Here is a 23959-nt window from a genome sequence, read left to right as displayed (position 1 = left end):
AAATCTGTTTACAACCCGGACCATACCCATATATAAATGAAAACTCGATTTCCACGAAAGAGCATTAGCACACCCCGGGTTGAATTTAAAGCACGGATGCATGGAGAAGCGGAACATGAAGATATCGCCGCCGGACTATATTTTATCAATCAAGCCCTATGTGCCGGGAAAGCCCATTGAAGAGCTGGAGCGGGAATACGGCATCTCGGGATCTATCAAGCTGGCCTCCAATGAAAACCCCCTGGGGCCGTCCCCCCTGGCCCTGGCCGCCATTGAAAAAGCACTTTCCGGGCTGCACCGCTACCCCGACGGCAGCGGGTATTACCTGGTCTCAAAACTTGCGCAAAAACTGGGGGTGGCCCCGGAGTCCATTGTCCTGGGCAACGGTTCCGACGACATCATCGGCATGCTCACCCGGGCCCTGCTGCTGCCCGGCGACGAGGTGATCATGACCGATCCCTCATTTGCCATGTATGATATCACCACCTGCATGGTCAACGCGCGGTCGGTCTATGTGCCGCTGATCGACCGGGCACTGCCTCTTGACACCGTGGCCGGTGCCGTTACGTCAAAAACAAAGATGGTGTTTCTCACCAACCCCAACAACCCGACCGGCACGGTTTTTTCCGGAAAGGCGTTTGAACGGTTTCTGGAGGCGGTGCCCTCCGATGTGGTGATTGTGGTGGATGAGGCCTACATCGAGTTTGTTCAGGACCCGGAGTGTGCCCGGGCCTTTGATTTTCTTGACAACAGCCGTCCTCTCGTGGCGTTGCGCACCTTTTCAAAGGCCTATGGCCTGGCCGGCATTCGGGTGGGATACGGCGTCATGCCGCCGTATCTGGCGGCGATTCTAAACCGCATTCGCCAGCCCTTTAATGTCAACTCCCTGGCTCAGGTGGCGGCTATTGCGGCTCTGGATGATGAGGCCTTTTTAAAACAAACCCTGGCCGTGGTGCATGACGGGCTGGCCTGGCTTTATGCCGAGCTGGAGAAAATGGGCCTTCGCTGTTTTCCCTCCCAGGCCAATTTTTTTCTTGTCGATGTAAAAAAAGATGCCGCCGCTGTTTTTGAAGAGATGTTAAAGCAGGGCGTGATCATTCGCTCCATGGTCTCCTACGGATATCCTTCCTATATCCGGGTAACCGTTGGTCTGCCGGAGGAAAACGCCCGGTTTGTGGCGGCGTTAAAGGCGGTGCTGAAATGAAGCCTCTGCTGATTACCATCGACGGCCCGGCCGGCGCCGGTAAAACAACGGTCAGCAAGGCCCTGGCCCGGTGCCTGGGCTATCGGTACGTGGATACCGGTGCCCTGTACCGGGGCGTGGCCCTGGCCGCCAAAGAAAAGGGCGTGGCCCCTGAGGACGACGACGGGCTGGAGCGGCTGTGTACGGGACTTCGGCTGCGCTTTGTGGTGAATGAGGACGGGTCGCGGCTGTTTGACGGGGACCGGGACATCAGCGGTCTGATCCGCACCTCGGAAATCAGCATGCTGGCCTCGGCCGTTTCGGCCCGGCCGGTGGTGCGGAAATTCCTGTTTGACCTTCAGCGCCGACTGGGAGAAGAGAAGAATGCGGTTTTCGAAGGCCGGGACATGGGCACGGTGGTGTTTCCCGAGGCGGAGGTGAAGTTTTTTCTGGATGCCTCTGTTGAGGAGCGTGCCCGGCGGCGCTATGACGAGCGGTCCGCGGATGAGACCCGTACCCTGGAACAGATCGCCGAAGAGATTCGCACCCGGGACCACAATGACCGGACCCGAAGCCACGCGCCCCTCAAACCCGCCAATGACGCGATTTTACTGGACTCCACCGCGATTTCCATCGACCAGGTTGTCCAATCCATGCTGTCCCGCATAAAACAGGTCGATTTTTGAAAAAGGCGTGACTTTTCATTTGCATTTTACCTGTCATACTGATAGGTTTCCCGAATCAAAAGGCCCTGCGGGGCCGTTTAAATTCCGGTAAGGGGGTTTTTTTTAATGGTAGACAACAACACAACGCAGGATGCAGACAACATCGAAAACGAAGAAAGCGGCATGGAAAGCATGGAAGAACTCATGGCCATGTATGACCACACCTTCAAGCAGTTCACCGAGGGTGAGGTGGTCGTGGGCAAGGTCATTGCCGTGGACAAGGACTATGTGCTGGTGGACATCGGCTACAAGTCCGAAGGACAGATCAACATCAACGAGTTCAAGAACGAAAAGGGCGAGGTCAACGTCAAGATCTATGATGATGTTGAAGTGATGATTGAGTTCTGGGACGAGGAACATGAAAAGCTCGTTCTGTCCAAGGACAAGGCCGAAAAGGACAAGATCTGGGAGACCATCAAGGACACCTTTGACAATGACGGCGTGGTCAGCGGCGTGATCATCAATCGCGTCAAAGGTGGTTTTTCCGTGGATGTGGGGCTTCAGGCATTTTTGCCGGGTTCCCAGGCCGACCTTCGGCCCATCCGCAACTTTGACGAGATGGTGGGCCAGACCTATGATTTCAAGGTCCTCAAGTACAATCGCCGGCGCAACAACATCGTGCTGTCCCGCCGGGTACTGCTGGAAGAGACCCTGGCCACCAAGCGGGCTGAACTGATGGAGACCCTGGCCGATGGCCAGGTGGTCGAAGGCATTGTGAAAAACATCACCGAGTACGGTGTGTTCGTGGACCTGGGCGGCATCGACGGCCTGCTGCACATCACCGATATTTCCTGGGGCCGGGTGCGCCACCCCTCCGAGCTGTTTACTGTGGGCGACAACGTGACCCTGAAGGTGCTCTCTTTTGATCTGGACAAGAAAAAGATATCCCTGGGCATGAAGCAGCTGACCCCGGATCCCTGGGAGTCGGCGGCCGAGAAGTACCCGGTGGGTGTCAAGACAACCGGCAAGGTTGTGAGCATCACCAACTACGGCATTTTCGTGGAACTGGAAGAGGGCGTCGAGGGCCTGATTCACGTGTCTGAGATATCCTGGACCCGCAAGATCCGCCACCCCTCCAAGGTGGTCAACATCGGGGAAGAGGTGGATGCCGTGGTGCTGGACATTCAGCCCGGCAACCGGCGTATCTCCCTGGGCATGAAGCAGGTGGAGCCCAATCCATGGGAGGTGATCAGCGAGAAGTACCCCGTGGGCACGGTGATCGAAGGCCGCATCAAGAACATCACCGATTTTGGTCTGTTCATCGGCATTGATGATGATATTGACGGCTTGGTCCATATTTCCGACATCTCCTGGACCAAGCGGATCAAGCATCCTTCTGAGATATACAAGAAGGGGGACCTGGTGCGGGCCGTTGTGCTGGAGATCGACAAGGCCAACGAGCGTTTTTCCATGGGCATCAAGCAGCTTGAGTCTGATCCCTGGGAGAGTGTCCGGGACCGCTACCCCATCGGCACCAAGGTGTCGGGCGTTGTGACCAATGTTACTGACTTCGGCATTTTTGTGGAGCTGGAAGAGGGTATTGAGGGGCTGGTGCACGTATCTGAGGTCAGCACCGAGCGGATCAAAACACCGGTGGGTCAGTACGAAGTGGGCGCCGAGCTGACCGCCCGGGTGATGAACGTCAATGCCGACGAACGCAAGATCGGCCTTTCCATCAAGCGGCTCGACGTGGAAGATGACAAGACCCTGCTCAAGGACTACGTGGACAACTCCAGGGGCACCACCTCCGCCTTTGGTGAGCTGCTGCGGGAAAACCTTCAGAACGGCTTTACCCTTCAGGGGAATCAGGATGCTGCCGAAAAAGAGGCCGCAACATCCGACAAAGACGACGAGGACGAACCGTCGGACACCGACGCGTAAAAAAAGGCGGCTTGCTTTTTTTCACGCGGTTGTAGGATAATCATAAACCGGGGGCCGGATGGTCACGCCCCCGGTTTTTATTTGGGGTTCATCTATTCGGTCATTTCCGGCAGGAGAGAGTCATGTTTTCCAGAAGACATCCGTTTCTTTTTTTCATCCTGGTGCTGTCTGCCATTGTGTTTGGTTCAGCCACGGTTATTTCTTTTGTGGTGGGCCTCTATTCGGGCAAACCCGCTTTCGAGTCCGGTGAAAGGGTGGGGATTGTGGAGGTGAAGGGGGTTATTCTCTCTTCTGAACAGGTGATCGAAGAACTGAAAACCTTTCGTGAGGAGGATGCCATTCGGGCCATTGTGGTGCGCATCGACTCGCCCGGTGGTGCCGTGGGACCGGCCCAGGAGATATTCCGGGAAATTCATAAAACCGCTGCAACCAAAAAGGTTGTGGCCTCCATGGGCTCCGTGGCCGCGTCGGGCGGCTATTATGTGGCGTCGGCAACGGAAAAAATATTTGCCAATCCCGGCACATTGACCGGCAGTATCGGCGTGATCATGAGCTACACCAACTTTCAGGAGCTGATGGACAAGATTGGGCTGCTGCCCGTGGTGATCAAAAGCGGCAAATACAAGGATATCGGGTCTCCGGTGAGACCCCTGGAAGAACGCGAAAAACGGATTCTTCAGGAGTTTGCCGATGATATTCACCAGCAGTTTATTGATGACGTGGCCGCCGGCAGAAACATGGATGCCGGGGCGGTGGCGAAGCTGGCGGACGGCCGCATCTACACCGGCAGAAAAGCCCTGGAGCTGGGCTTGGTGGATGAACTGGGCAACCTGGAAGACGCGGTGGAAACCGTCGGCCGGATGGCGGGCATTAAAGGCGATATTGTTCAGGTCTACCCGGAAAGAAAGACAAAGTTTTCCCTGACCGAACTGTTGACAGGCTCCTCAGCCGAAGAGCTGGCAAACACACTGATGCACGGTCAGGCTCTTTCCGCCGGCTACCTTTACCGGCCGGGATTGTAACATCAAATTAAAATCGGGATCGAAATCGGGATCGGGATCGAAATGGAAGAAACAATGAACTTTGCCATCATCGGAACCGGAGCCGTGGGCGGATATTACGGCGGTCTGCTCTGCCGTCACGGGTTTGAGGTCCATTTTTTGCTGCGTGGGGATTATGTCCATGTTCAGGAAAAAGGCCTGACCATTGACTCAAAGGACGGCAGTTTCCGGTTGAAACAGGTCAACGCCTATTGCCGCGCATCGGACATGCCCCGGTGCGACGTGGTGATTGTGGCCCTGAAAACAACGGCCAATGATCGGCTGGCCGGCATTCTGCCCCACGTGGTCAAGCCCGGCGGCGTGGTGGTGGCCCTTCAGAACGGCCTGGGCGTTGAAAAGACGATTCAGGAGATCGTCCCTGATGCCACGGTGATCGGGGGCCTGTGTTTTCTGTGCAGCAACAAGATCGGGCCGGGCCATATTCATCACCTGGATTTCGGGTCGGTCCGTCTGGGCCAGTACCGGGCCGATGGCGCGGCCGCCGGCATCACGCCGGAACTGCGGCAGGTGGCTGATGCGTTTTCGGCCGCCGGCATATCGGTGGACCTGGCCGAAGACCTGGCCCTGGCCCGGTGGCAGAAGCTGGTGTGGAACATGGCCTTTAACGGCGTTACCGTGGTGTTAAACGCCACCACGGATCAATTGATGGCCGATCCTTCGGCCCTTGCGCTGGTGCGCGGCATCATGGAAGAGGTGGTGGCCGGCGCCAGGGCCTGCGGGCATCCGCTGGATGAAAATTTTATTGAGATCATGATCGCGGCCACAAAAAACATGGTCGCCTACCGGCCCAGCATGATGCTCGATTTTGAAGCCGGCAGGGAGCTGGAAGTCGAGGAGATTTACCGTCTGCCCATTTCAATGGCCGCCGCGGCCGGCGTGGCCATGCCCCGGTCCGAAACCATTGCCCTACAACTGGAATTCCTGGACCGCCGGAACCGGGGATGAAGTAAGGGTGCAAGCCCCCCCCTGGGTCCTTCGCCCCTTTTGTGCCGTGTGATACAGATTTTTCGGTTCTTGTCCAGTGGAGCGGATTTTTTTAAAACGATTTCAAAGGAGATCAGCCATGGCTTTACCTCAGGGATACACGGTGGAAAAGGTGTTCGGTCAAACCGGCCCATTGGCCGACGGACTGGTCCGTTTCTGGGTAGGCAACGGTGCTCTGGATGAAGCCGGGGCTCGTCAGCGGGTTAACCATGTGGCCTGTGTGCTGAAAAACGGGAACGGGGATATTCGTGGCGTCTGTTCCATCGTAGCCACGGCACTGCCCCTGCTGGGCAACCGCAATATATGGGTGTACCGCCAGTTTCTTCCGGATACAGACCGCTCTTATGAGGCCTTTGTGGCCCTGTTCAACGGTACACGTGAAATCGCCCAGAACCTGCTGGAGAAGGAGGGGGCTCAGAAGGCGCCCACCGGTATTTTTGTGATCCTGCCGGACGAGGCCATGGCCCGGCGGTATCCTCAGGCCTTCTGGCCCGAAACAGCCCTGTTTTATGCCGGCCGCACCAGCCAGGGCCAGCATTGCCGCATCGCGTGGCTGGATGAACCCGGCGGCTGGGCCGACGTGCACCGGGAACTGGAACCGGGCTTTTCCATGGAGTGGGTGTTTGGAAAGGTTGACGAGAAACTGGCTGAAGAGATTGTCTCCTTCTGGCTGGCCGAGGGGGCCATCAAGGAAGACAGAGCGCGTCAGCGGGTGCCTGAAGCCGCCAAGATTGGCCGGGATCCCAATGGAACCCTGGCCGGTGTTTGCACCCTGCAATACCGGCAGACCCCCCGGCTGAATAACATGCCGCTGTGGCATGTAAGGGCCTTTGTCAGCAAACCCCATCGACGCTCCAGCCTGGCGTTCTGCCTGCTTCACACCACTGTGGATGATATGCAGGTTCTTTATGACACAGGGGAAGAACGCCGGGCACCAGGCTTTTTCATGGAGGTCGAAAATCCATCCCTGCGCCAGCTTACCCACCAGGGCCTGTGGGCCTATCGCCGTTTTGCCTACCTGGGAGATGATGCAAGGGGAAACCATCTGCGGGTTCAGTATTTCAAGGGGGCGGAACTGAATTTTTAGAGGTGGGTTGTTATAGGGAGATTCTCGTGAAACATCCGGGCTAACGGTGAGGGCGGGCCCGGATGAACGGGTGTCAGTCCCACTGGTACAGCGAGGCAATGTCGTCGCTGTCTTTGGCGGGGTCGTCTTTCTTTTTTGCCGGTTCCGGGGGCCTGGCCGGCCGGGGCGGTCTGGGGGCCGCCGGTTTTGCTTTTTTCGTGGCCGCCATCTCATCCTTTCGGCGGGACCCCTCCATCAGGAGGTTCATCAGCGGCTGCTTGATCTCTTTTTCTTTCTGCCGGTTGAGCTCCAGGATTTCAATCACGGCCGACTCCCAGCAGATCATCTCTATGACTGCTTTTTCAGCCGCCAGGTCCCCGGTTTCCGCGGCGATGAGGGCGCCCTCCAGGCAGTACAGCCGTCCGCTTTTTCCATCGGATTTCACCCGCAGCGTACAGCTTTTGCTTTCCATCTGGATCAGCTGCAGAAAAGAGGCCAGGCTGATGCCGTTGACCGCGCCCCTGGCATTGGATTCAAATATCTCGCGAATGGCGGCCAGCAGCAGGTCCACATCAATGGGTTTCTCAAAGTATTTGAGGGAGCCCATGGCATCAATGCGCTGTTCCAGCTCCGGGGAGCCGTTGGCCGTCATTACAAACACCGGCGTTTCAGGATGGTGATTGCTCAGGTGGGCCAGCAGCTCAAACCCGTCCATCACCGGCATTTCGATGTCAGTTATCACCAGGTCGACCTTCACAGACCGGGCCTGGGCCAGGGCCTCCTTGCCGTTTTCAGCGGTAAGAACCGTAAATTCACTGGTGTACGGCTCCAGTTTTTTGGCCAGAAAGTGCCGTACCAGCTTGGTGTCGTCGACGATCAGAATGGTTTTCATGAAGTGGTCTGTCCGACTGCAAAGATTTTATAATGAAACAAACAGGAAGCTGTATTTATAGTCCTTATCTATAGCAAACCCGGTTTGTGTGTCAATCTTTTTCCGTGCCCGGCCTGTAATTCGTTACCCGGAAAAGCACGCCGGCCCTGCCCGGACCACCGGAACGGCGGCAGAAAGGGGTTGTGGCCCGCAACTGCCTTGTGCTACTATCAATACTGTCAAAAGCGCAATCAACTTTTTTCAATTTGTGGTGCCCCATGCAAGCCCGATACTGGCCTGATGAATATGTCCGGAAAAAAAGAACCGCCAAAGAGGCCCTGTCGGTTCTCAAGTCCGGTCGCCGGATATTTATCGGTTCTTCCTGCGGAGAGCCTCAGCACCTGGTGAACACCCTGGTGGAAGAGGCCGACCGGTTCTCCGACCTGGAAATCGTCCGGCTGATGGGGCTCGAGCGATCACCCATCACGCGCCTGGTCAACCAGGACCGGCTGAACAGCTTCCATGTCCGCAACATTTACCAGGGCGCCGGCGATGCCCGCCACCTGGCGCCCAGCCGGCCGTTTATCACCCCCATCAACATGTCGGCGGTGCCGGACCTGTTCCGCAAGAACCAGCTTCCCCTGCACGCGGCCCTGATTCAGACCTCGCCGCCGGACGACTTCGGCTGGATGAGCCTGGGTATATCGGTGGATGTGGGCATGGCCGCCGCCACGTCCGCGGATATCGTCATTGTCCAGGTCAATGCCCGCATGCCCCGGGTCCTGGGGCACAGCTTCATCCATGTCAATGACGTTGACTTTGTCGTGGAGTGCGATGAGCCGCTTTACACCATTCCGGAGCTGCCCGAGCTCGAATCGGCGCACAAGATCGGTCGGCTGGTGGCCAACCTGATCGAAGACGGTTCCACCTTTCAGCTGGGCCTGGGCGCAACACCCAAGGCCATCCTGCTGGCCCTGTCCGAAAAAAACGACCTGGGGGTCCATACCCAGTTTGTCATCGACGGTATCATGGACCTGGTCTCCCGGGGTGTGATCACCAATCGGCGCAAGGGGCTCAATGAGGGCAAGATCGTGGCCAGCAACGCCGTGGGAACGGAAAATCTGTACGAGTTTGTTCACGACAACCCCTCTATTGAGTTCTTCCCGGCCGATTATGTCAGCAATCCCGGGGTTATCGCCCGCCACAACAAGATGGTGGTGGTCAACATGGTAAAGGAGATGGACCTTGTGGGCCAGGCCTCGGTGGACGCCCTGCCGCACAACTACTTCGCGGGCGTCTCCAGCATTCCGGACTTTGTTCATGGCGCGGCCATGGCCCCGGGAGGCCGGTCGATTTTGCTGATTCCCAGCACCTCGGTGGACAGGAAGACCAGCCGCATCGTGCCCCGGCTGTCGGGCAACGTGGTGGTTTCCATGAACGATGCCGGGTTCGTGGTCAGTGAATTCGGCGCGGTCAACCTGTTCGGCAAAAACCTTCAGGAGCGGGCCACGGCCATGATCTCCCTGGCCCATCCCGACTTCCGGGAAGCGCTTTTTGAACAGGCTCGGGACATGGGATTACTGGCGCCGGGCCGCAAATTGAGCGAATCCCTGCGCGGCGTATACCCGGCCGGCCTGGAAGAGACCCGGACCTACGACGGCCAAACCGTCAAGTTCCGGCCGGCCAAACCCGTGGATGACCGGCGCATTCAGGAACACTTTTACAACCTGGACAAAAAGGATGTGATCGCCCGGTTTTTTCAGAATAAGACCTGTTTTTTCAGGGACGACCTCGAAGGAATGTATGAAATCGACTACATCAAGAACCTCACCATTCTGGCGGTCACCGGTGACTTCGGGTTCGGCGAGGTGGTGGGCATCGGGGCCTACATGCTGGAGTCCCCCGGCAACATGGCCGAAGTGGCTTTTTCGGTGAGCCGGCCGTGGCAGGGAAAAGGCATTGCCACCGTGATCCTGCACAAGCTGGCCTATGCCGCCATGGGCAACGGCATCGCCGGCCTGGTGGCCTATACCGAACCGGCCAACACGGCCATGAAAAAGCTGTTTGCCACGCTGCCCTATGCGATAAAGACCAGCCGGGATACGGACATGGTGACCATGACCTGTTATTTAAACGACGAACAGCCGGCACCGGATGCCGGCCCGGCCCAACGTGATTGATTTCCAAGGAGATGGCCAATGACCGAGTTTAAAAAAGCCTATGACGCCCATCTGGAAGAGTTTCAAAAAAACGCCCATATCAAGGGCATGGAGGCGTATCAGCGGCTCTACAGGGAATCCCTGGAAAGTCCCGATACCTTCTGGGCACGCCAGGCCGACCATTACCTCACCTGGTATAAAAAGTGGGACACCGTGCTGGACTATGATTTTTCCGAGGCCCGGATTCAGTGGTTCGGCGGTGGCCGGCTGAATGCCTCATTCAACTGCCTGGACCGTCACCTGGAAACCAGGGAAGAGGCGGTGGCTTACTACTGGGAGGGGGATGATACGGCCCGGGCTCAGGCCTATACCTACGGCGAGCTCTATCGCCGGGTCAACCGGTTTGCCGCGGCCCTGCGCCACAAGGGGGTTAAAAAGGGGGACCGGGTCATTATTTATCTGCCCATGATCATCGAGCTGCCTGTGGCCATGCTGGCCTGCGCCCGCATCGGCGCCGTTCACAGCGTGGTGTTCGGCGGTTTCAGCGCCGAGGCCATTGCCAACCGCATCAACGACTGCGGAGCCAAAGTGGTGATTACGGCCGACGGCGGTTTCCGGTCGGGCAAACCCGTGGCCCTGAAAAAGAACGTGGACGAGGCGTTGAAAAAGTGCCCGGCGGTAAAAACCGTGATTGTGGTCAACCATGTGGACTCCGGGATTTTTCTTACGCCCGGGCTGGAGCACTGGTGGCATGAACTGATCGCGCTCCCCGGCCTGGCCGACGAGGTGGAGCCGGAGCCCATGGACGCCGAGGACCCGCTGTTTATCCTTTACACCAGCGGCAGCACCGGCAAGCCCAAGGGCGTGGTCCACACCCACGGCGGATATCTTCTTTACGCGGCCATGACCATGGAGTACGTGTTTGACCTGCACCCGGGCGATATCTTCTGGTGCACCGCCGACATCGGGTGGATCACCGGCCACAGCTATATTCTTTACGGCGCCCTGGTCAACGGCGCCACCAGCGTGATGTTCGAGGGCGTTCCCAGCTATCCCGATTTTGACCGGTTCTGGGCCATTGTGGAAAAATACCGGGTCAACAAATTTTATACCGCGCCCACGGCCATCCGATCCCTGGCCAGGGAGGGCGAGGCCCATGTGAAGAAGCACGATCTTTCCAGCCTGATGCTGCTGGGCACGGTGGGCGAGCCCATCAACCCCGAGGCCTGGCGCTGGTATCACCACCATATCGGCAGGGACTGGTGCCCCGTTATCGACACCTGGTGGCAGACCGAGACAGGGGGCCACATGCTCACGCCCCTGCCCGGCGTAGCGCCTGTCAAGCCCGGTTCATGCGCCTTTCCCTTTTTCGGTATCGACCCGGTGATCATAGACGATGCCGGAGAGCCGGTCAAACATCCGGATGAAGAAGGGCTTCTGTGCATTCGCAAGCCCTGGCCCGGCATGGCCCGCACGGTTTTCGGTGATCATGAGCGGTTTATCTCCACCTATTTCAGCCAGGCTCCGGGCATGTATTTCACCGGCGACGCGGCCCGAAAAGATGAGGACGGCTACTTCTGGATCATCGGCCGCATTGATGACGTGATCAATGTATCCGGCCACCGCCTGGGCACGGCCGAACTGGAGTCGGCCCTGGTGCTGCACCCCCACGTTGCCGAGGCCGCAGTGGTGGGCTTTCCCCACGCCATCAAAGGGCAGGGCATCTATGCCTTTGTGATTCTCAAGACAGGCAGGGAGCCGTCCGATGCGCTGAAAAAGGAGCTGGTGGCCCAGGTGCGCCGGGAGATCGGCCCCATTGCCACCATCGACGTGGTGCAGTGGGCCGAAGGCCTGCCCAAGACCCGCAGCGGAAAGATCATGCGCCGCATTCTCAAAAAGATCGCGGCCAATAAGCTCGATGAACTGGGCGATACCTCCACTATTGCCGATGAATCGGTGATTGAAAAACTGATTAAGGATAAGGTGGACGTTTCCAAATTATGAATTTGACCTTATAAAATTGTATCTTCTCCGATTTAGTGGGTGCGCAGGGTTCAAGGATTCAAGGGGTCGAGGGGCCAAGGGGCCAGGTGCACTGCCACAACACCCCCCTGAGCCCTTGAATCCTTCCAGCGGTCCGCGTATGACAGGAAATGACGAAGCATGTCTCGCAAGGTAGCCATATCCCGGGATGACCGCTTTCTGCTTCACAAAACCGGTCACGCCCATCCGGAGAGCCCCTCCCGGCTGGCTTCGATCTATCGCATGGTGGACCGGCATTTTGCCGGCACAGTGACAACAATGACGCCGGAGCCGGCCACCCTGGACCAGCTGGAGCTGGTCCACACCCCCGGCCATGTGAAAAAAATATTAAAGACCGCTGAGCACAAAATCACCAGCATGGCGCCGGACACGCCGGTCAGCGGCCACTCCTACCTGGCGGCCTGGCTGGCGGCCGGGGCCTGCATGCAGGGGGTGGACCTTCTTTTGTCCGGCGCCTGCCGCGCCTTTTTCTCCCTGGTGCGGCCCCCGGGCCACCACGCCCTGCCGGACCGGGCCACCGGTTTCTGCCTGCTCAACAACCTGGCCATCGCGGCCCGGTATGCCCGAATGCGTTACAACCTGGAACGGATTCTGATCGTCGACTGGGACGTGCATCACGGCAACGGCATTCACGACATCTTTTACCGGGAGCCAGGCGTTTTCTACGTCTCTTCTCATGACCTGATGCTGTTTCCCTATTCCGGGGAGGCAGGCGATACCGGCGAGGCCGGGGGCAGGGGGTTTACCCTGAACATGCCCCTGTCCCGCTCCTTTGGCGACGGTGACATGGCATACATCTACCGCACTGTGCTGACGCCGGTTTTCCGGTGGTACACGCCCTCAATGGTAATGATCGCCGCCGGGTTCGACGCCCATGCCGACGATCCCCTGGGCCGTTCGGCCTGGAGCGAAAACGCCTATTTCCTGCTTGCGCGCCTGGTGTGCGAACTGGCCGATGCCGATCATGTTCCCCTTCTGCTTTCCCTGGAAGGCGGATATGACCCCGGCGCCAATGCCGCGTCAGCCAAAGCCGTGCTGGAGGCCCTGGTCTCATACGCTCCGGCCGGACCGGTGCCGGCGCCCCTGGACCCGAATGCGGCCGACGAACTGCTGGAGACTGTTTTTACAACCCACAAACCTTATGGAATCGTGTCATGATCAAGGCCCGGATACCCGCCCATAATTCCCACGCCAACCTTTCCGGCTACGTGGCCGCGCGCCGGTCGTTCAAGTGGTCGAATGCGGCTGCCGAACTGGGCATCAACAGCGATGCCGGGGTCAACATCATCGCGCAATCCATCGATAAATGGGCCGCCCGGCCGGACACGGCCGGACAGCCGGCCATGATATTTCACAAGGGCGGTCACACCGATATCTACACCTTTTTGCAGATGCGCGACATCTCGGCCCGGTGGGCCGGTTTTTTTGTCAAAAACGGTCTTGAGGCCGGCGACTGCCTGATGATTTTTCTGCCGCCCTGCCGGGCGTTCTTTTTTGCCATGGCCGCCTGCGCAAGGGCAGGCATTGTGTTCTGCCCGGTGTTTGCCTCTTCCGGTTACAGTGAACTGGAGTCCCGGCTGGCCGATATCGCGCCCAAAGCTGTCCTGACCGACCCCGGCCTGGTGGAGATGATTCCACCGGAAAGGGCCGCAGCATTGAAAACCCTTTTTCTCACCACAGACGCTCCCGGGCTGTATGACAATGAAATTGTTGTGGGAGACGGGCCCGCGTCCCTGCCTGCCGACTTTTCACCGCGCCTGGTGACCCCGGGAACCGCCCTTTATGTCGTTTACACCTCCGGCTCCACCCGGCCGCCCAAGGGTATCATTCACGGCCATGGCGATATGGTCGGCATCTACGCCTCCGCGAAATGGGTACTGGACCTGAAGGCCGATGACGTGCTGTGGACCGATGCCGACCCGGCCTGGGTCACCGGAACGGTTTACGCGGCCCTGGCCCCCTGGCTTTGTGGCGTGGCCTCTGTGGTTTCAGAAGCCCCTGCCCCTTCTTCCGCCGTCAATGCGTACCGCACCCTTGAGGCCTGCCGGGTGACGGTGTGGTACACCACGCCCAATACCATCCGTGGCCTGATGGAGGCCGGCGAGGACCTGCCCGGCCGTTACAACCTGGACGCCCTGCGCCATATCGTCACCGTGGGTGCCCCGTTAATGCCCGATCCTTTTTACTGGGTCCGAAAACACCTGGGCCTTTCTCCTCATGACAACTGGTGGATGTCTGAAACCGGCATGATCTGCATCGCCAATCTGCCCTGCCTGGACATTAAGCCCGGCGCCATCGGCAAACCCCTGCCCGGCATCGAAGCCGCCGTCCTGGACGACAGCGGCTGGGAACTGCCGGCCCTCTCCATCGGACAGCTGGCCCTCAAGTCCGGGTGGCCGGCCATGATGGTCGGGTTGTGGGGTGACCGGGCCCGGTATGAGGGTCATTTCCAAAACAACTGGTTTCTCACCGGCGATATTGCCCTTCAGGACGAAGAGGGCTATTTCTATCACCAGGGACGGCTGGACGATATTCTGAAAACCAGGGAAAACCGGGCCATCGGGCCCTTTGAAATCGAACAGGCCCTGTGCGGTCACCCGGCCGTGGCCGAAGCCGCAGTCATTGCCAGGGGAGGGGACCGGGACACCGGCACCTCTTCGATCAAGGCTTTTGTCACCCTGAAGCCTGGCAATCCGGCTTCCTCCCGGCTCAATCGGGAGATCCGCATGTTTCTCAAGGCCGGCGTGGCCCCGGACATTGACGTGGATGAAATCACCTTTACTGAAAAACTGCCCCGCACCCGCAACGGTAAACTCCTGCGCCGTGTCCTGCGCGCCTGGGAACTGGGGCTGCCCGGCGGGGATGCAGTCAGTATGGAAGATTGATGATGGCTTGTCGCGCCGAAGCACGCAAGGGCAAAGGCAGAACCGGGCAAACCATTAAAATTGGTTCATCTCCCGAAACAAGCCTCTGGACCCTCGACCCCTTGAATTCTTGAACCCTGCGCACCCACTAAATCGGAGAAGATCCTTAAAACCCGCCTTTTCTATACAGCATTCAGTATATCGACCAAAATAATAAAAATATAATCTATCATTATTTTTTTTCTTTTCATTCGCCCGCATTGATAGTAGAAAAATACAACCCCTGTTTCAGTCAAAACTCAAACCTATTGCGCGGGAGGATAAACCATGAAACTGCACCCCAGGCTGCACCCAATCATCTATGTCCGTGGTTTTGCCATGCGGGATTCTGAAATTGAAGATACGGTGAACACACCCTACATGGGCTTTAACCTGGGCTCGACCCGGATAAGGCAATCTCATGATCGGTCGTTTTTACAATACATCTTTGAATCGCCGTTGATCCGGCTGATGAAGGAATACGGATATAGTGACGTCTACCTGGATGGCAAGATACGTGATGACCGCATTCCCCGGCAGAGCATCATCATCCATCGCTATTATGAACAGGCGGAAACAGGGGAAGGCCGGCGCCCAGGCATCATGGACGCGGCCAGGGATCTGAGCGACCGGATTGAAGAGGTGCGGAATCATGTTTGCGGCGGAGACCCGAAGGCCGAACGTGCCTTCAGGGTCTATCTCGTGGCCCATTCCATGGGCGGCCTGATATGCCGCTGCCTGCTGCAGAATGATAAGGTGGGCAGCCGGGTGGCAAAGCAAAGCGTTGACAAGGTCTTCACTTATGGAACGCCGCATAACGGCATTGAGATCGGCGGGATCAATGTGCCGGGGATTCTTGGCTTGTGGGACATCAGCAACTTTAATCGCGGCAATATCGCCAAATTCCTCGATCTCAAACCGCGTGGCGGCAAGGTCAATCATCTGGATGGAAAGTTCCCGGCAGAGCGGTTTTTTTGCCTGGTCGGCACCAATCCCCGGGATTACAATCTTGCCCGCCTGGTTGTCGGCGCATCCAGCGACGGCCTGGTGCGAACTGAAAATGCCTATGTGGAAGGCGCGCCCCGTGTGTACTGTCACCTGAGCCATAGTGGTCATTACGGTATGGTGAATTCGCAGGAAGGATACCAGAACCTGGTGCGCTTTCTGTTCGGAGATCACCGGGTGATCCTGCGCATGGTGCCGGAAGCGCTGCCCCTGCCGCCGTCCATTCGCAGGGAATATGACGCCAAAAAACGGGTGCGCGGCTCCTACCTGTTCGAATGCACCATGATGCCAAGAGGTGAGGCCGCAATTCCGCTCAGTGACCGGCGCGCCGAACATGCGTCGGCCGTATTCAGAACCTATGACGAGTTGTTTTATCCGGAGCGTGCCGGCCTGCAGGCGCCAAGATATCCCGTACTGGGAAGTATTTTTCTGGACTCTTCGAAAATCACCTCCGGTAAAACCATGGTCTTTACCGTGGATCTTACCGTGCGCAGCACGGATTTCTGGGTGGATGGTATTTTATCGAAAAAGCGGCGCATTCCGGATGAAAATCTTTACCGGGACAAAATCGTCTTGAAAGTTGTGTTGAATAAGGACCAGTGGACGCTTCGTTATATTGAATCAGACGACAACTGGGGCGAAAACCGGGGGACCGGGCTGAGCCGGGATGACGCGGGGCCGTATATCCCCCTGGCTAATCGCAAGGGGTTTCGCGCAAAGCTCTATTTTGACGTGACGTCATGGTAGAAAGCAAAATCACGGATGTTGATTTAAAAGCCGAACCCGGATATTTCATGAAATATTCGGGTTAAGCTGAGCATCTGTTCGTAGTAACGCCGTCAGGCGTTCTACCCCGGCCGCACACGATGCCCTTACGGGCACACTACAAACGGATGCTTCGTCCGCAACGCACATCCCTGTTCGTAGTGACGCCGTCAGGCGTTTTACCCCGGCCGAGTACGATGCCCTTACGGGCACACTACAAACGGATGCTTCGTCCGCAACGCACACCCCTGTTCGTAGTGATGCCGTCAGGCGTTCTACCCCGGCCCTGCCCGGTGTTTTGCCGGTTGACTTCACCTGCGCTTGCCACTAAGATGGGCCGAATACAAGAACCTGAAATTCGTAAGGGAAAACCATATGTCAAACATCCGGCTGCTCGGCATGGTCGTGGGTCTTGCGCTTTTTCTCTTAAGCTTTCGTATCTTCCGCGGCCAGAAGTGGAACCGGGCCAATTTTTTCCTGTTTGCCGGGTCCGGCCTGTTTCTTTTTGCTCTTTCCCTCAATCCCGGCCTGATAAACATTTTACAGCGCATGCTGGCCCTGGATGATGCGGAACGGGGCCGGTTGATGGCCCTGCTGATTTTTGCCGTTGGAGTGCTCTGGTTTGCCCTCATTCTGATGCGCACCTCCTTTCTGAAACACAAGTACCAGTTTGACCGGTTTGTGCGGGCCGTGGGCATCGCAAATTACATTGAAAAAATTCGAACCGACCTTGCCGGATGTGACGTGGCGGTTCTTATTCCGGCCTATAATGAGGCAGACAACCTGCGGGCGGTCCTGCCCCGTATCCCCAAAGAGGTGGGCGGGCTGAAGCTGGGGGTGGTGGTGGTGGACGACGGCAGCGACGACGGCACCTGTGAGTGCGCGATTGCTGCCGGGGCCTTTGCGGTTCGCAGCCCCATCAATCGGGGCGGGGGCGCGGCCCTGCGGCTGGGATATGATATCCTGCAAAAGGCGGATATCGACATCTGCGTCACCATGGATGCCGACGGCCAGCATAACCCCGAGGAGATTCCCGCACTGCTTTCCCCGCTGCTGGAAGAACAATGCGATATTGTTATCGGCTCCCGCATTCTCGGGTCCAGGGAAAAGGACAGTCTGTTCAGGCTGGCAGGGGTCTATTTTTTCAGCTTTATCATCAACCGGCTCACCGGCCTTAATATCACCGACCCGTCCAGCGGGTTCCGGGCCTTTAAAATGGACGTGGTCCGGCGCGTCCCCTTGGACGAGGACCAGTTTCACACCAGCGAGCTGATCATCAACGCGGCCAAGGGCGGTTTTTGCATTCGCGAGGCCCCCATCACCATTCTTCGACGAAAATACGGTGAAAGCAAAAAAGGCAGAAACTGGCTGTACGGCCTCAATTTCGCAAAAATTGTTGTTCGAAGCTGGTGGAGATAGGTGTGAAAGCCAGCGTGATTATTTCGGCTTATAATAATCTGGAGGACCTCCGTCTTTTATTGCCGAGCCTGGAGCAGCAGGTTCTGGATCGCCATGAGATGGAAGTAATTTTGCGGGATGACGGTTCCGGTGACGGCACCGGTGACTGGGTCCGGCAACACCATCCATGGGTACAGCTCATACAGGGAGAAAATGCTGGCTTTTCGAAAAGCAATAATATAGCCGCAGACAGAGCAACCGGCGAAGCCCTTGTTTTTATAAACGCTGACACGATTCTTGACAAAAGATTTATTACTGCCGGGTTGAATGTGTTTGATCATGAGCCGCTTCTGGGGGGGCTGAACTGCAACATGATCATGCCCTGGGTGATGGATGTAAGCGCGTTTCTTGAAGGTCAACGTCCGGCAGCCGGACACGGCCATTTTTTAAACCGGTACGGTTTTGCGGAGTATCGGGAAGTGAAGACGGAACGCTGCCGAACCGCTTTTTTAAGCGGCGGCGGCTGTTTTGTGCGCCGCATGGCCCTGGGAGAGGAATCCCCGTTTGCCGAAGACCTCTGGGGCGGCACTTCCTACTGCGAGGACCTGGACCTGTCGTTGCGGCTGCTGGCAAAGGGGTGGCGACTCTGTTTTGAACCTGCCGCGATTCTGTACCACAACCAGCGCCCGGTTCAGGAGGCCGGTTTCAACCAGTTGAAAAAGTTTCTCCGGATCAGCGCCAACCGAGTCACGGTCTATGCGATCAACCTTTCCCTGTCCTGTTTTCTGAGGGTATTTCCCCGGCTTTTTTACGGGGTGTTTCATAAAGTGGTTCTGCTGCCCTTGCCGGAAAAAATCAGAAAAAAGATACTGGCGGGTGCTCTTATTATGATGCCACTGTTTCTTATGCTGCTGCCCTATTGGATCTATCGCGGAATAGGCTGGGCGTCTGGAAGAAACTCCATTCAGACGCTTTCATTCTTAAAGGAGGGAACCTATGGCTGCGATATATAGCCAATACAAATACTCATTTTATTTGGCCTGAAGAAAGGTGTTAACTGGTGAAAATAGGCATTAACGCGCTCTATCTGCTTCCAGGCAAGGTCGGGGGCTCGGAAACATATATCAGAAACCTTGTGAAGCACCTCGATCTTCTCGGCGGGGATAATACCTATTTTATTTTTATAAACAAGGAAAGCATCGGTGTATTTCCGGAAACGTCGCGCATAAAGACAGTGCTTTGCCCCATCCACGCTGCCAGTCGTCCGATCCGTATACTTTGGGAACAATGCATCCTGCCTTTTCAAATTAAAAAATATAACATTGATGCCGTACTTTCGGCAGGAATGACGGCTCCTTTCTTCTGTCCGGCGCGGTCGATTCTCACCATCTTAGATCTTCAGCATATCAATCAGCCGCAGAATTTTTCACGCTTTCATCTGTTTTTCCTGAGGTCGATAATCTACTTGAGCGCAAAAACCGCAGACGGCATAATGACCATTTCCGAGCATGTAAAACAGGACATCGTGAAGTTTTACAAAATACGTCCGGAAAAGATCGCCGTGGGCTATCTCGCTGTACAGCATAATATTTTTACGCCCGCAGCCGGGAAGGACGATTTGGCTATAAGAGCAAAGTATGGTCTCCCTGAGCGTTATATTCTTTATGCCGCAGCTTTATTGCCCCACAAGAACCATGAGCGGCTTTTAACGGCATTTAAAGCGGTTAAAGACAAGATCCCCGGTAAAAAGCTTGTGTTTACCGGTGCGTGGAACCAGGGATACGATAAGGTCGCAAACACAATCTCTGCGTTGGACCTGAAAAAAGATGTCATCATGCTTGGCTGGCTTCCTTTCGAAGAGATATCCGCGGTCTTTCGCGGGGCGGAGCTGTTCGTCTATCCCACCCTTCATGAAGGGTTCGGTCTCCCTATTCTGGAAGCCATGGCGAGCGGCGTGCCGGTTGTCTGCTCAAAAATCGAACCGCTCATCGAGGTTTCGGGGGATGCGTCGATGTTTGTGGATCCTTTGGACCCTGCCGACATTGCGAACGGGATTTTGTCCGTCCTTACCCAAAACCACCTTCGGGAACACCTTGTGGAAAAAGGTGCAAAACGCGCACGTCAATTCACGTGGGAAGCAACAGCGCAAACAACGCTTGTGTTTCTTAATCGGGCATAGAGGACAAGGCCAGCCCAGGCATGGCCAGAACTCAAATGGAAGGATAAAACGTCCGTATTTATAATGTTTCGTTAACCATAAGCCGCACCACCTCTTCCACCTTGTTTTTTGCCTGCCAGCCGAGTTTCTTCATTGCACAGGCCGGGTTTGCATGGCTTTGCACCAAATCCAACGGACGCAACAGTTCAGGCCTCGTCTCTACATGTTTTTCCCAGTCAAGGTTAAATGCAGCAAACACCAGTTCTACAAAGTGCTCCAGGCTGGTGCTGTGCCCGGTAGCAATGACAAAATCAGCAGGCGAGTCCATCTGCAGAATACGCCACATGGCGTCAACATATTCAGGTGCCCATCCCCAGTCCCGGACCACTTTAATATTGCCCAGCACCAGCGTTTCTTTTGACCCCATGGAGATACGGCGGGCGGATTCGATGATTTTTCGGGTGACGAACCGTTCCGGTCTCAGACATGACTCGTGGTTGAACAGGATGCCGGTGCAGGCGAACAATCCATACGCCTCCCGGTAGGTGGCTACCTGCCAGTGGGCCGCGCTTTTTGCCACGGCGTAAGGGCTCTGCGGGTGGAACGGCGTGGCCTCGTCCGCCGGTTTGTCCACCGTGGTCTCTCCGAAACATTCGCTGGATCCGGCATTGTAGAATCGGATTTTTTTGGAAAGAAACCGTATAGCTTCCAGCATGTTAAGGGTCCCCAGGCTGATGCTTTCCATGCTTTCGACCGGCTGCTCAAAGGAAAGCCCCACTGAACTCTGTCCAGAAAGATTATATACCTCATCCGGCTCCACATCGTTGAGGACGTGCAGCACGCTTCTGAAATCATTCAGCGCCATGGAATAGGTTTTGATGGAATTCAGGATGTCCAGTTTTTTCAGGTTGGAAAAGGTGGCGTTCTGGGCATCTCGGGATGTGCCGCATACCCGGTATCCTTTTTCTACCAGAAGTTTGGCCAGATAGGCCCCGTCCTGGCCGCTTACCCCGCAAATCAAGGCTTTTTTCATCTAGTCATTCCCCAGTACTTTTTTATCAACATTCAGGGTTTCAGCCGCATATTTTTTATGAGAACATTTTAGCGCGTACACGACCTTTTGTTTTCATCCGAATCATTGCCACGCATCTATGTAATGCAACCGGCCGGCAGATCAAGAGCCGCCGCCGGATTGGTTTCTGATGAAACTTCATAAAACATATCGAAAAACCGCCATGCTGCTGGAACCTGGAAGTTTGATGGTTGCAAAGTTTCTTCATGGGGGATTAAACCGAAGGGAATAATTTCTTCTTGATAATAAATTTCATCGCTAATATCCAGAATACAGGACGTTTCAGGAGAATCAATCCAAAAACAGATGAACCAATCACCAGTTTTCCCCAGATAGAGCGTGATTCGTACGCAGCCCCTTTAAAGACGATATCAACCCATGCGGCTTTTGCAATAGATACCATGGGAAACATCGCCTGCATCCTTGACAGCCCCATTGAACGGGCAATTTGACGGTAACTCAGGGTCGCACCACCCAACTCACGGTGGGCATGGGTATCCGGGACGGTTTTGAGCTTGCCCAGGGCCGACAGGCCGGCAATAAGCAGCCAGTCTCCACCCATTGTATTCGACAGGTTAATCTGTCTGATTTGCGCTGTGCGCATCAAGCCATAAAACATACCATTATCCGAAACCTTTATATAATATACAAGAACCCTTAGCCACCACCGTTCTTGTAAAAGGTTGAACCATCTGCCGTCACAGGCCGGTACGCCACTGCGATAGTATCGAGGGCTTCCGCTTACCAGGGATAACGCGGGGTCTGAAAGCAACTCCCGCATACAGGACTTCACATAAGATGAATCAATCCAGTCATCATCTCCAAGCCACATAAAAAATTCGCCGGAGGCCATTTCAAGGACTTTTGAGAAATTAGCGGTTGCTCCCAGATTGACGGGTTGCCGAATATATTTTATCCGGCTGCCATGAGTGTCGGTATAAAATTGACAAACTTCCGGTGTTCTGTCGGTTGACGCATTGTCCGATACCAGCACCTCGATGTTCGGATAGTCCTGCCCCAGGGCCGACTCAATCGAACGGCGCAACAGATCGGCACGATTATAGGTGGGAATACCGATACTGACTTTAGGTGTAGTGGCAATCTTTTCAATGATCATAATTTGTGTACTTCTTTGTTCGTGTCCACGGTTGTTAACACTTCAAACTTTTCGTTTCAAGTGTGTCAAACCAATGCCAGCCATGCTCAAAAGTCTTGCTCTTAGAAGGTTTGAAGACAATGAAGAACCCACCAAGCCAATACTTCCGACAAAAAACAGGAACCCCAACCAGCTTATTCTATTCTCATAACTGTTCGGCTGGATTAGGTTTGCCATTAACATGACGCTGAGGCACGTGATAATGGGTGGTAAAACATCCGCAAAATACCATCGCCGCTTTTCAGATGGAATCAGTCGACGGTGCATCAATTGGACAGCCACTATCACATAGCCGGAATTCAGTGCCACCCAGATCCATGCGGCACCCACAGGCCCATAAATGGGAACCAGCCACAAGATGGCGGGCACCAGAATCATTACTGCTACCGTGTTAACTTGAATGGCCAGTCGGGTCCACCCATGGGCGATCTGCAACAGGTAGGGGATATGCATCAAGCCGTTTAAAAATGTGCCGACTACAAGCACCGACAGGATGGGGGCCGCATTTTCCGCAAGGTGGACATCCCCGGACCACATGAAGACAATACCCTTGGCAAAAAAAACAAGCAGCAGGACAACAGGGGCTGTCAGGGCCGTGACGATCTGTGCGCTTTGATGATAGATAGTGATCAGGCTCTCCCGGTCGTCCATGGTGACCAGCTCTACCATGCGGGGATAAACAGACTGGGTGATAGGACCGACAAGCATGAAAACTACGCCGGCAATAGTCGCGGCCAGGGCATAATAACCAAACGTTGCCAGGGGCAGGAGGCGGGCGAGCAACAGCTTGTCCACCTGCGTCAACAGCAGGGCCAGAAAGGTGATCCCCACCATGCCGCTGGCAAAGTGCCGGACTTCTGTCAAGGCCCGGCGGGATATGCTTGCAGGACAGGTCGTTTCGGGCAGCGACCTGTAGAGTTTAATGGCAAACACGCATACCGTTATCAGCGATGAGACACCCTGCCATATAAAAAAAGCCTGGATTGTGGGGAATCCCCATGCCAGCAGCAGCACAACGCCGCCATGTCGCAGCGTGGCAAGCCCTGCGTTGACGGAGTTAAACCAGATTTGCCGTTGAAGTCCAATCAATGCCCCCCTGTAGATGCCTTCGCATAAACGCAGGGCCAGCACAACGGCAAAGATGGCAATCGCCTGGGCCACGACCTCATCCGGAAGCTGCTGGTTGCGGATCCAGGTGTGCGCCAGATATCCGGATGCCGACCATACGGCCAGGGTGATGAGACCGGCCAGACTGAAGCAGACAACTTCCAGGCTGCGCAGCAGGTTGCGAATGGACTGGGCCGTATGCGCCCCGGCGGTGAACCTTGCCATTTCCCGGTTGAGCGTGGGCGTTATGCCCATGTCGATCAGCGGCAGCCATGCCTGCATCACGGCGAAAAAGCCGATCAGGCCAAAGGACTCCATCCCCAGATACCGGATGTACAGGGGGACAAAGGCGATGGACATGAGCGATGCCCATCCCTGGCCCAGGTAGTTGGCAATAATGTTGGCCCCGACCCTGGACATGA

18 protein-coding genes are annotated in these 23959 nt (G+C 56.1%); 14 read left to right on the top strand and 4 right to left on the bottom strand.

Annotation, left to right across the window (positions count from 1 at the left end; translation table 11 throughout):
* Positions 1–115 precede the first annotated feature (115 nt).
* The 6 genes from hisC (at position 116) to DOLE_RS10145 (ending at position 6921) form a co-directional block, all read left to right on the top strand.
* A complete protein-coding gene (gene hisC, locus DOLE_RS10170) occupies positions 116–1204 on the top strand; it encodes a histidinol-phosphate transaminase (RefSeq protein ID WP_012175399.1) in 1089 nt (362 codons plus the stop codon).
* Positions 1201–1869 carry a (d)CMP kinase gene (gene cmk, locus DOLE_RS10165; RefSeq protein ID WP_012175398.1) on the top strand — a complete coding sequence of 223 codons (669 nt, stop codon included), beginning with the start codon at positions 1201–1203 and terminating at the stop codon, positions 1867–1869. Before hisC ends, cmk begins: the two co-directional genes overlap by 4 nt.
* Before the next feature lie 105 nt (positions 1870–1974).
* Positions 1975–3789, top strand: a complete 1815-nt coding sequence (locus DOLE_RS10160) for a 30S ribosomal protein S1 (RefSeq protein WP_012175397.1) — start codon at positions 1975–1977, stop codon at positions 3787–3789.
* A 122-nt stretch (positions 3790–3911) separates the two neighbouring features.
* Positions 3912–4811, top strand: coding sequence for a signal peptide peptidase SppA (gene sppA, locus DOLE_RS10155; protein WP_012175396.1), 900 nt, complete (start codon positions 3912–3914; stop codon positions 4809–4811).
* Between the two features lie 54 nt (positions 4812–4865).
* Complete coding sequence (locus tag DOLE_RS10150; RefSeq protein ID WP_153304409.1) at positions 4866–5795, top strand: putative 2-dehydropantoate 2-reductase; 930 nt, start codon at positions 4866–4868, stop codon at positions 5793–5795.
* A 118-nt stretch (positions 5796–5913) separates the two neighbouring features.
* Positions 5914–6921 (top strand): hypothetical protein, encoded by a 1008-nt coding sequence (locus DOLE_RS10145; protein ID WP_012175394.1) that lies wholly within the window; start codon positions 5914–5916, stop codon positions 6919–6921.
* A gap of 73 nt (positions 6922–6994) precedes the next feature.
* On the opposite strand, the gene DOLE_RS17430 is transcribed toward DOLE_RS10145, so the two are convergent.
* Entirely contained in the window at positions 6995–7792 is a 798-nt protein-coding gene (locus DOLE_RS17430) for a response regulator (RefSeq protein WP_012175393.1), read from the bottom strand.
* 257 nt (positions 7793–8049) lie between these two features.
* Here DOLE_RS17430 and DOLE_RS10135 point away from each other — a divergent pair, with 257 nt between their 5' ends.
* The 8 genes from DOLE_RS10135 (at position 8050) to DOLE_RS10100 (ending at position 20223) form a co-directional block, all read left to right on the top strand.
* Entirely contained in the window at positions 8050–9951 is a 1902-nt protein-coding gene (locus DOLE_RS10135) for a bifunctional acetyl-CoA hydrolase/transferase family protein/GNAT family N-acetyltransferase (RefSeq protein WP_012175392.1), read from the top strand.
* An 18-nt stretch (positions 9952–9969) separates the two neighbouring features.
* A complete protein-coding gene (gene acs, locus DOLE_RS10130) occupies positions 9970–11934 on the top strand; it encodes an acetate--CoA ligase (protein ID WP_012175391.1) in 1965 nt (654 codons plus the stop codon).
* 159 nt (positions 11935–12093) lie between these two features.
* The gene (locus tag DOLE_RS10125; protein ID WP_012175390.1) at positions 12094–13131 is read left to right on the top strand and encodes a histone deacetylase family protein; all 1038 of its coding nucleotides are present in this window, start codon (positions 12094–12096) and stop codon (positions 13129–13131) included.
* Positions 13128–14858: an AMP-binding protein gene (locus DOLE_RS10120; protein ID WP_012175389.1), complete on the top strand. Its 1731-nt coding sequence runs from the start codon at positions 13128–13130 to the stop codon at positions 14856–14858. The genes DOLE_RS10125 and DOLE_RS10120 overlap by 4 nt, the downstream gene beginning before the upstream one ends.
* 306 nt (positions 14859–15164) lie before the next feature.
* Positions 15165–16628 (top strand): lipase family alpha/beta hydrolase, encoded by a 1464-nt coding sequence (locus DOLE_RS10115; protein ID WP_012175388.1) that lies wholly within the window; start codon positions 15165–15167, stop codon positions 16626–16628.
* Positions 16629–17021: 393 nt separating this feature from the next.
* Complete coding sequence (locus tag DOLE_RS17425; protein WP_012175387.1) at positions 17022–18065, top strand: glycosyltransferase family 2 protein; 1044 nt, start codon at positions 17022–17024, stop codon at positions 18063–18065.
* The gene (locus DOLE_RS10105; RefSeq protein ID WP_332306745.1) at positions 18056–19057 is read left to right on the top strand and encodes a glycosyltransferase family 2 protein; all 1002 of its coding nucleotides are present in this window, start codon (positions 18056–18058) and stop codon (positions 19055–19057) included. Before DOLE_RS17425 ends, DOLE_RS10105 begins: the two co-directional genes overlap by 10 nt.
* 47 nt (positions 19058–19104) lie before the next feature.
* The gene (locus DOLE_RS10100; protein WP_012175385.1) at positions 19105–20223 is read left to right on the top strand and encodes a glycosyltransferase family 4 protein; all 1119 of its coding nucleotides are present in this window, start codon (positions 19105–19107) and stop codon (positions 20221–20223) included.
* 58 nt (positions 20224–20281) lie between these two features.
* On the opposite strand, the gene DOLE_RS10095 is transcribed toward DOLE_RS10100, so the two are convergent.
* From DOLE_RS10095 to DOLE_RS10085, 3 genes are all read right to left on the bottom strand, one after another.
* Positions 20282–21235, bottom strand: coding sequence for a GDP-mannose 4,6-dehydratase (locus DOLE_RS10095; protein WP_012175384.1), 954 nt, complete (start codon positions 21233–21235; stop codon positions 20282–20284).
* A 253-nt stretch (positions 21236–21488) separates the two neighbouring features.
* Positions 21489–22391 (bottom strand): glycosyltransferase family 2 protein, encoded by a 903-nt coding sequence (locus tag DOLE_RS17420; RefSeq protein WP_012175383.1) that lies wholly within the window; start codon positions 22389–22391, stop codon positions 21489–21491.
* 42 nt (positions 22392–22433) lie between these two features.
* Complete coding sequence (locus DOLE_RS10085) at positions 22434–23957, bottom strand: lipopolysaccharide biosynthesis protein (protein ID WP_012175382.1); 1524 nt, start codon at positions 23955–23957, stop codon at positions 22434–22436.
* Positions 23958–23959: the final 2 nt, after the last annotated feature.

Origin of the sequence: Desulfosudis oleivorans Hxd3 (genome assembly GCF_000018405.1) — a bacterium.
Taxonomy (GTDB): domain Bacteria; phylum Desulfobacterota; class Desulfobacteria; order Desulfobacterales; family Desulfosudaceae; genus Desulfosudis; species Desulfosudis oleivorans.
The sequence above is the reverse complement of the archived record's forward strand: the minus strand, read 5'-3'. Positions and strand labels throughout refer to the sequence as shown.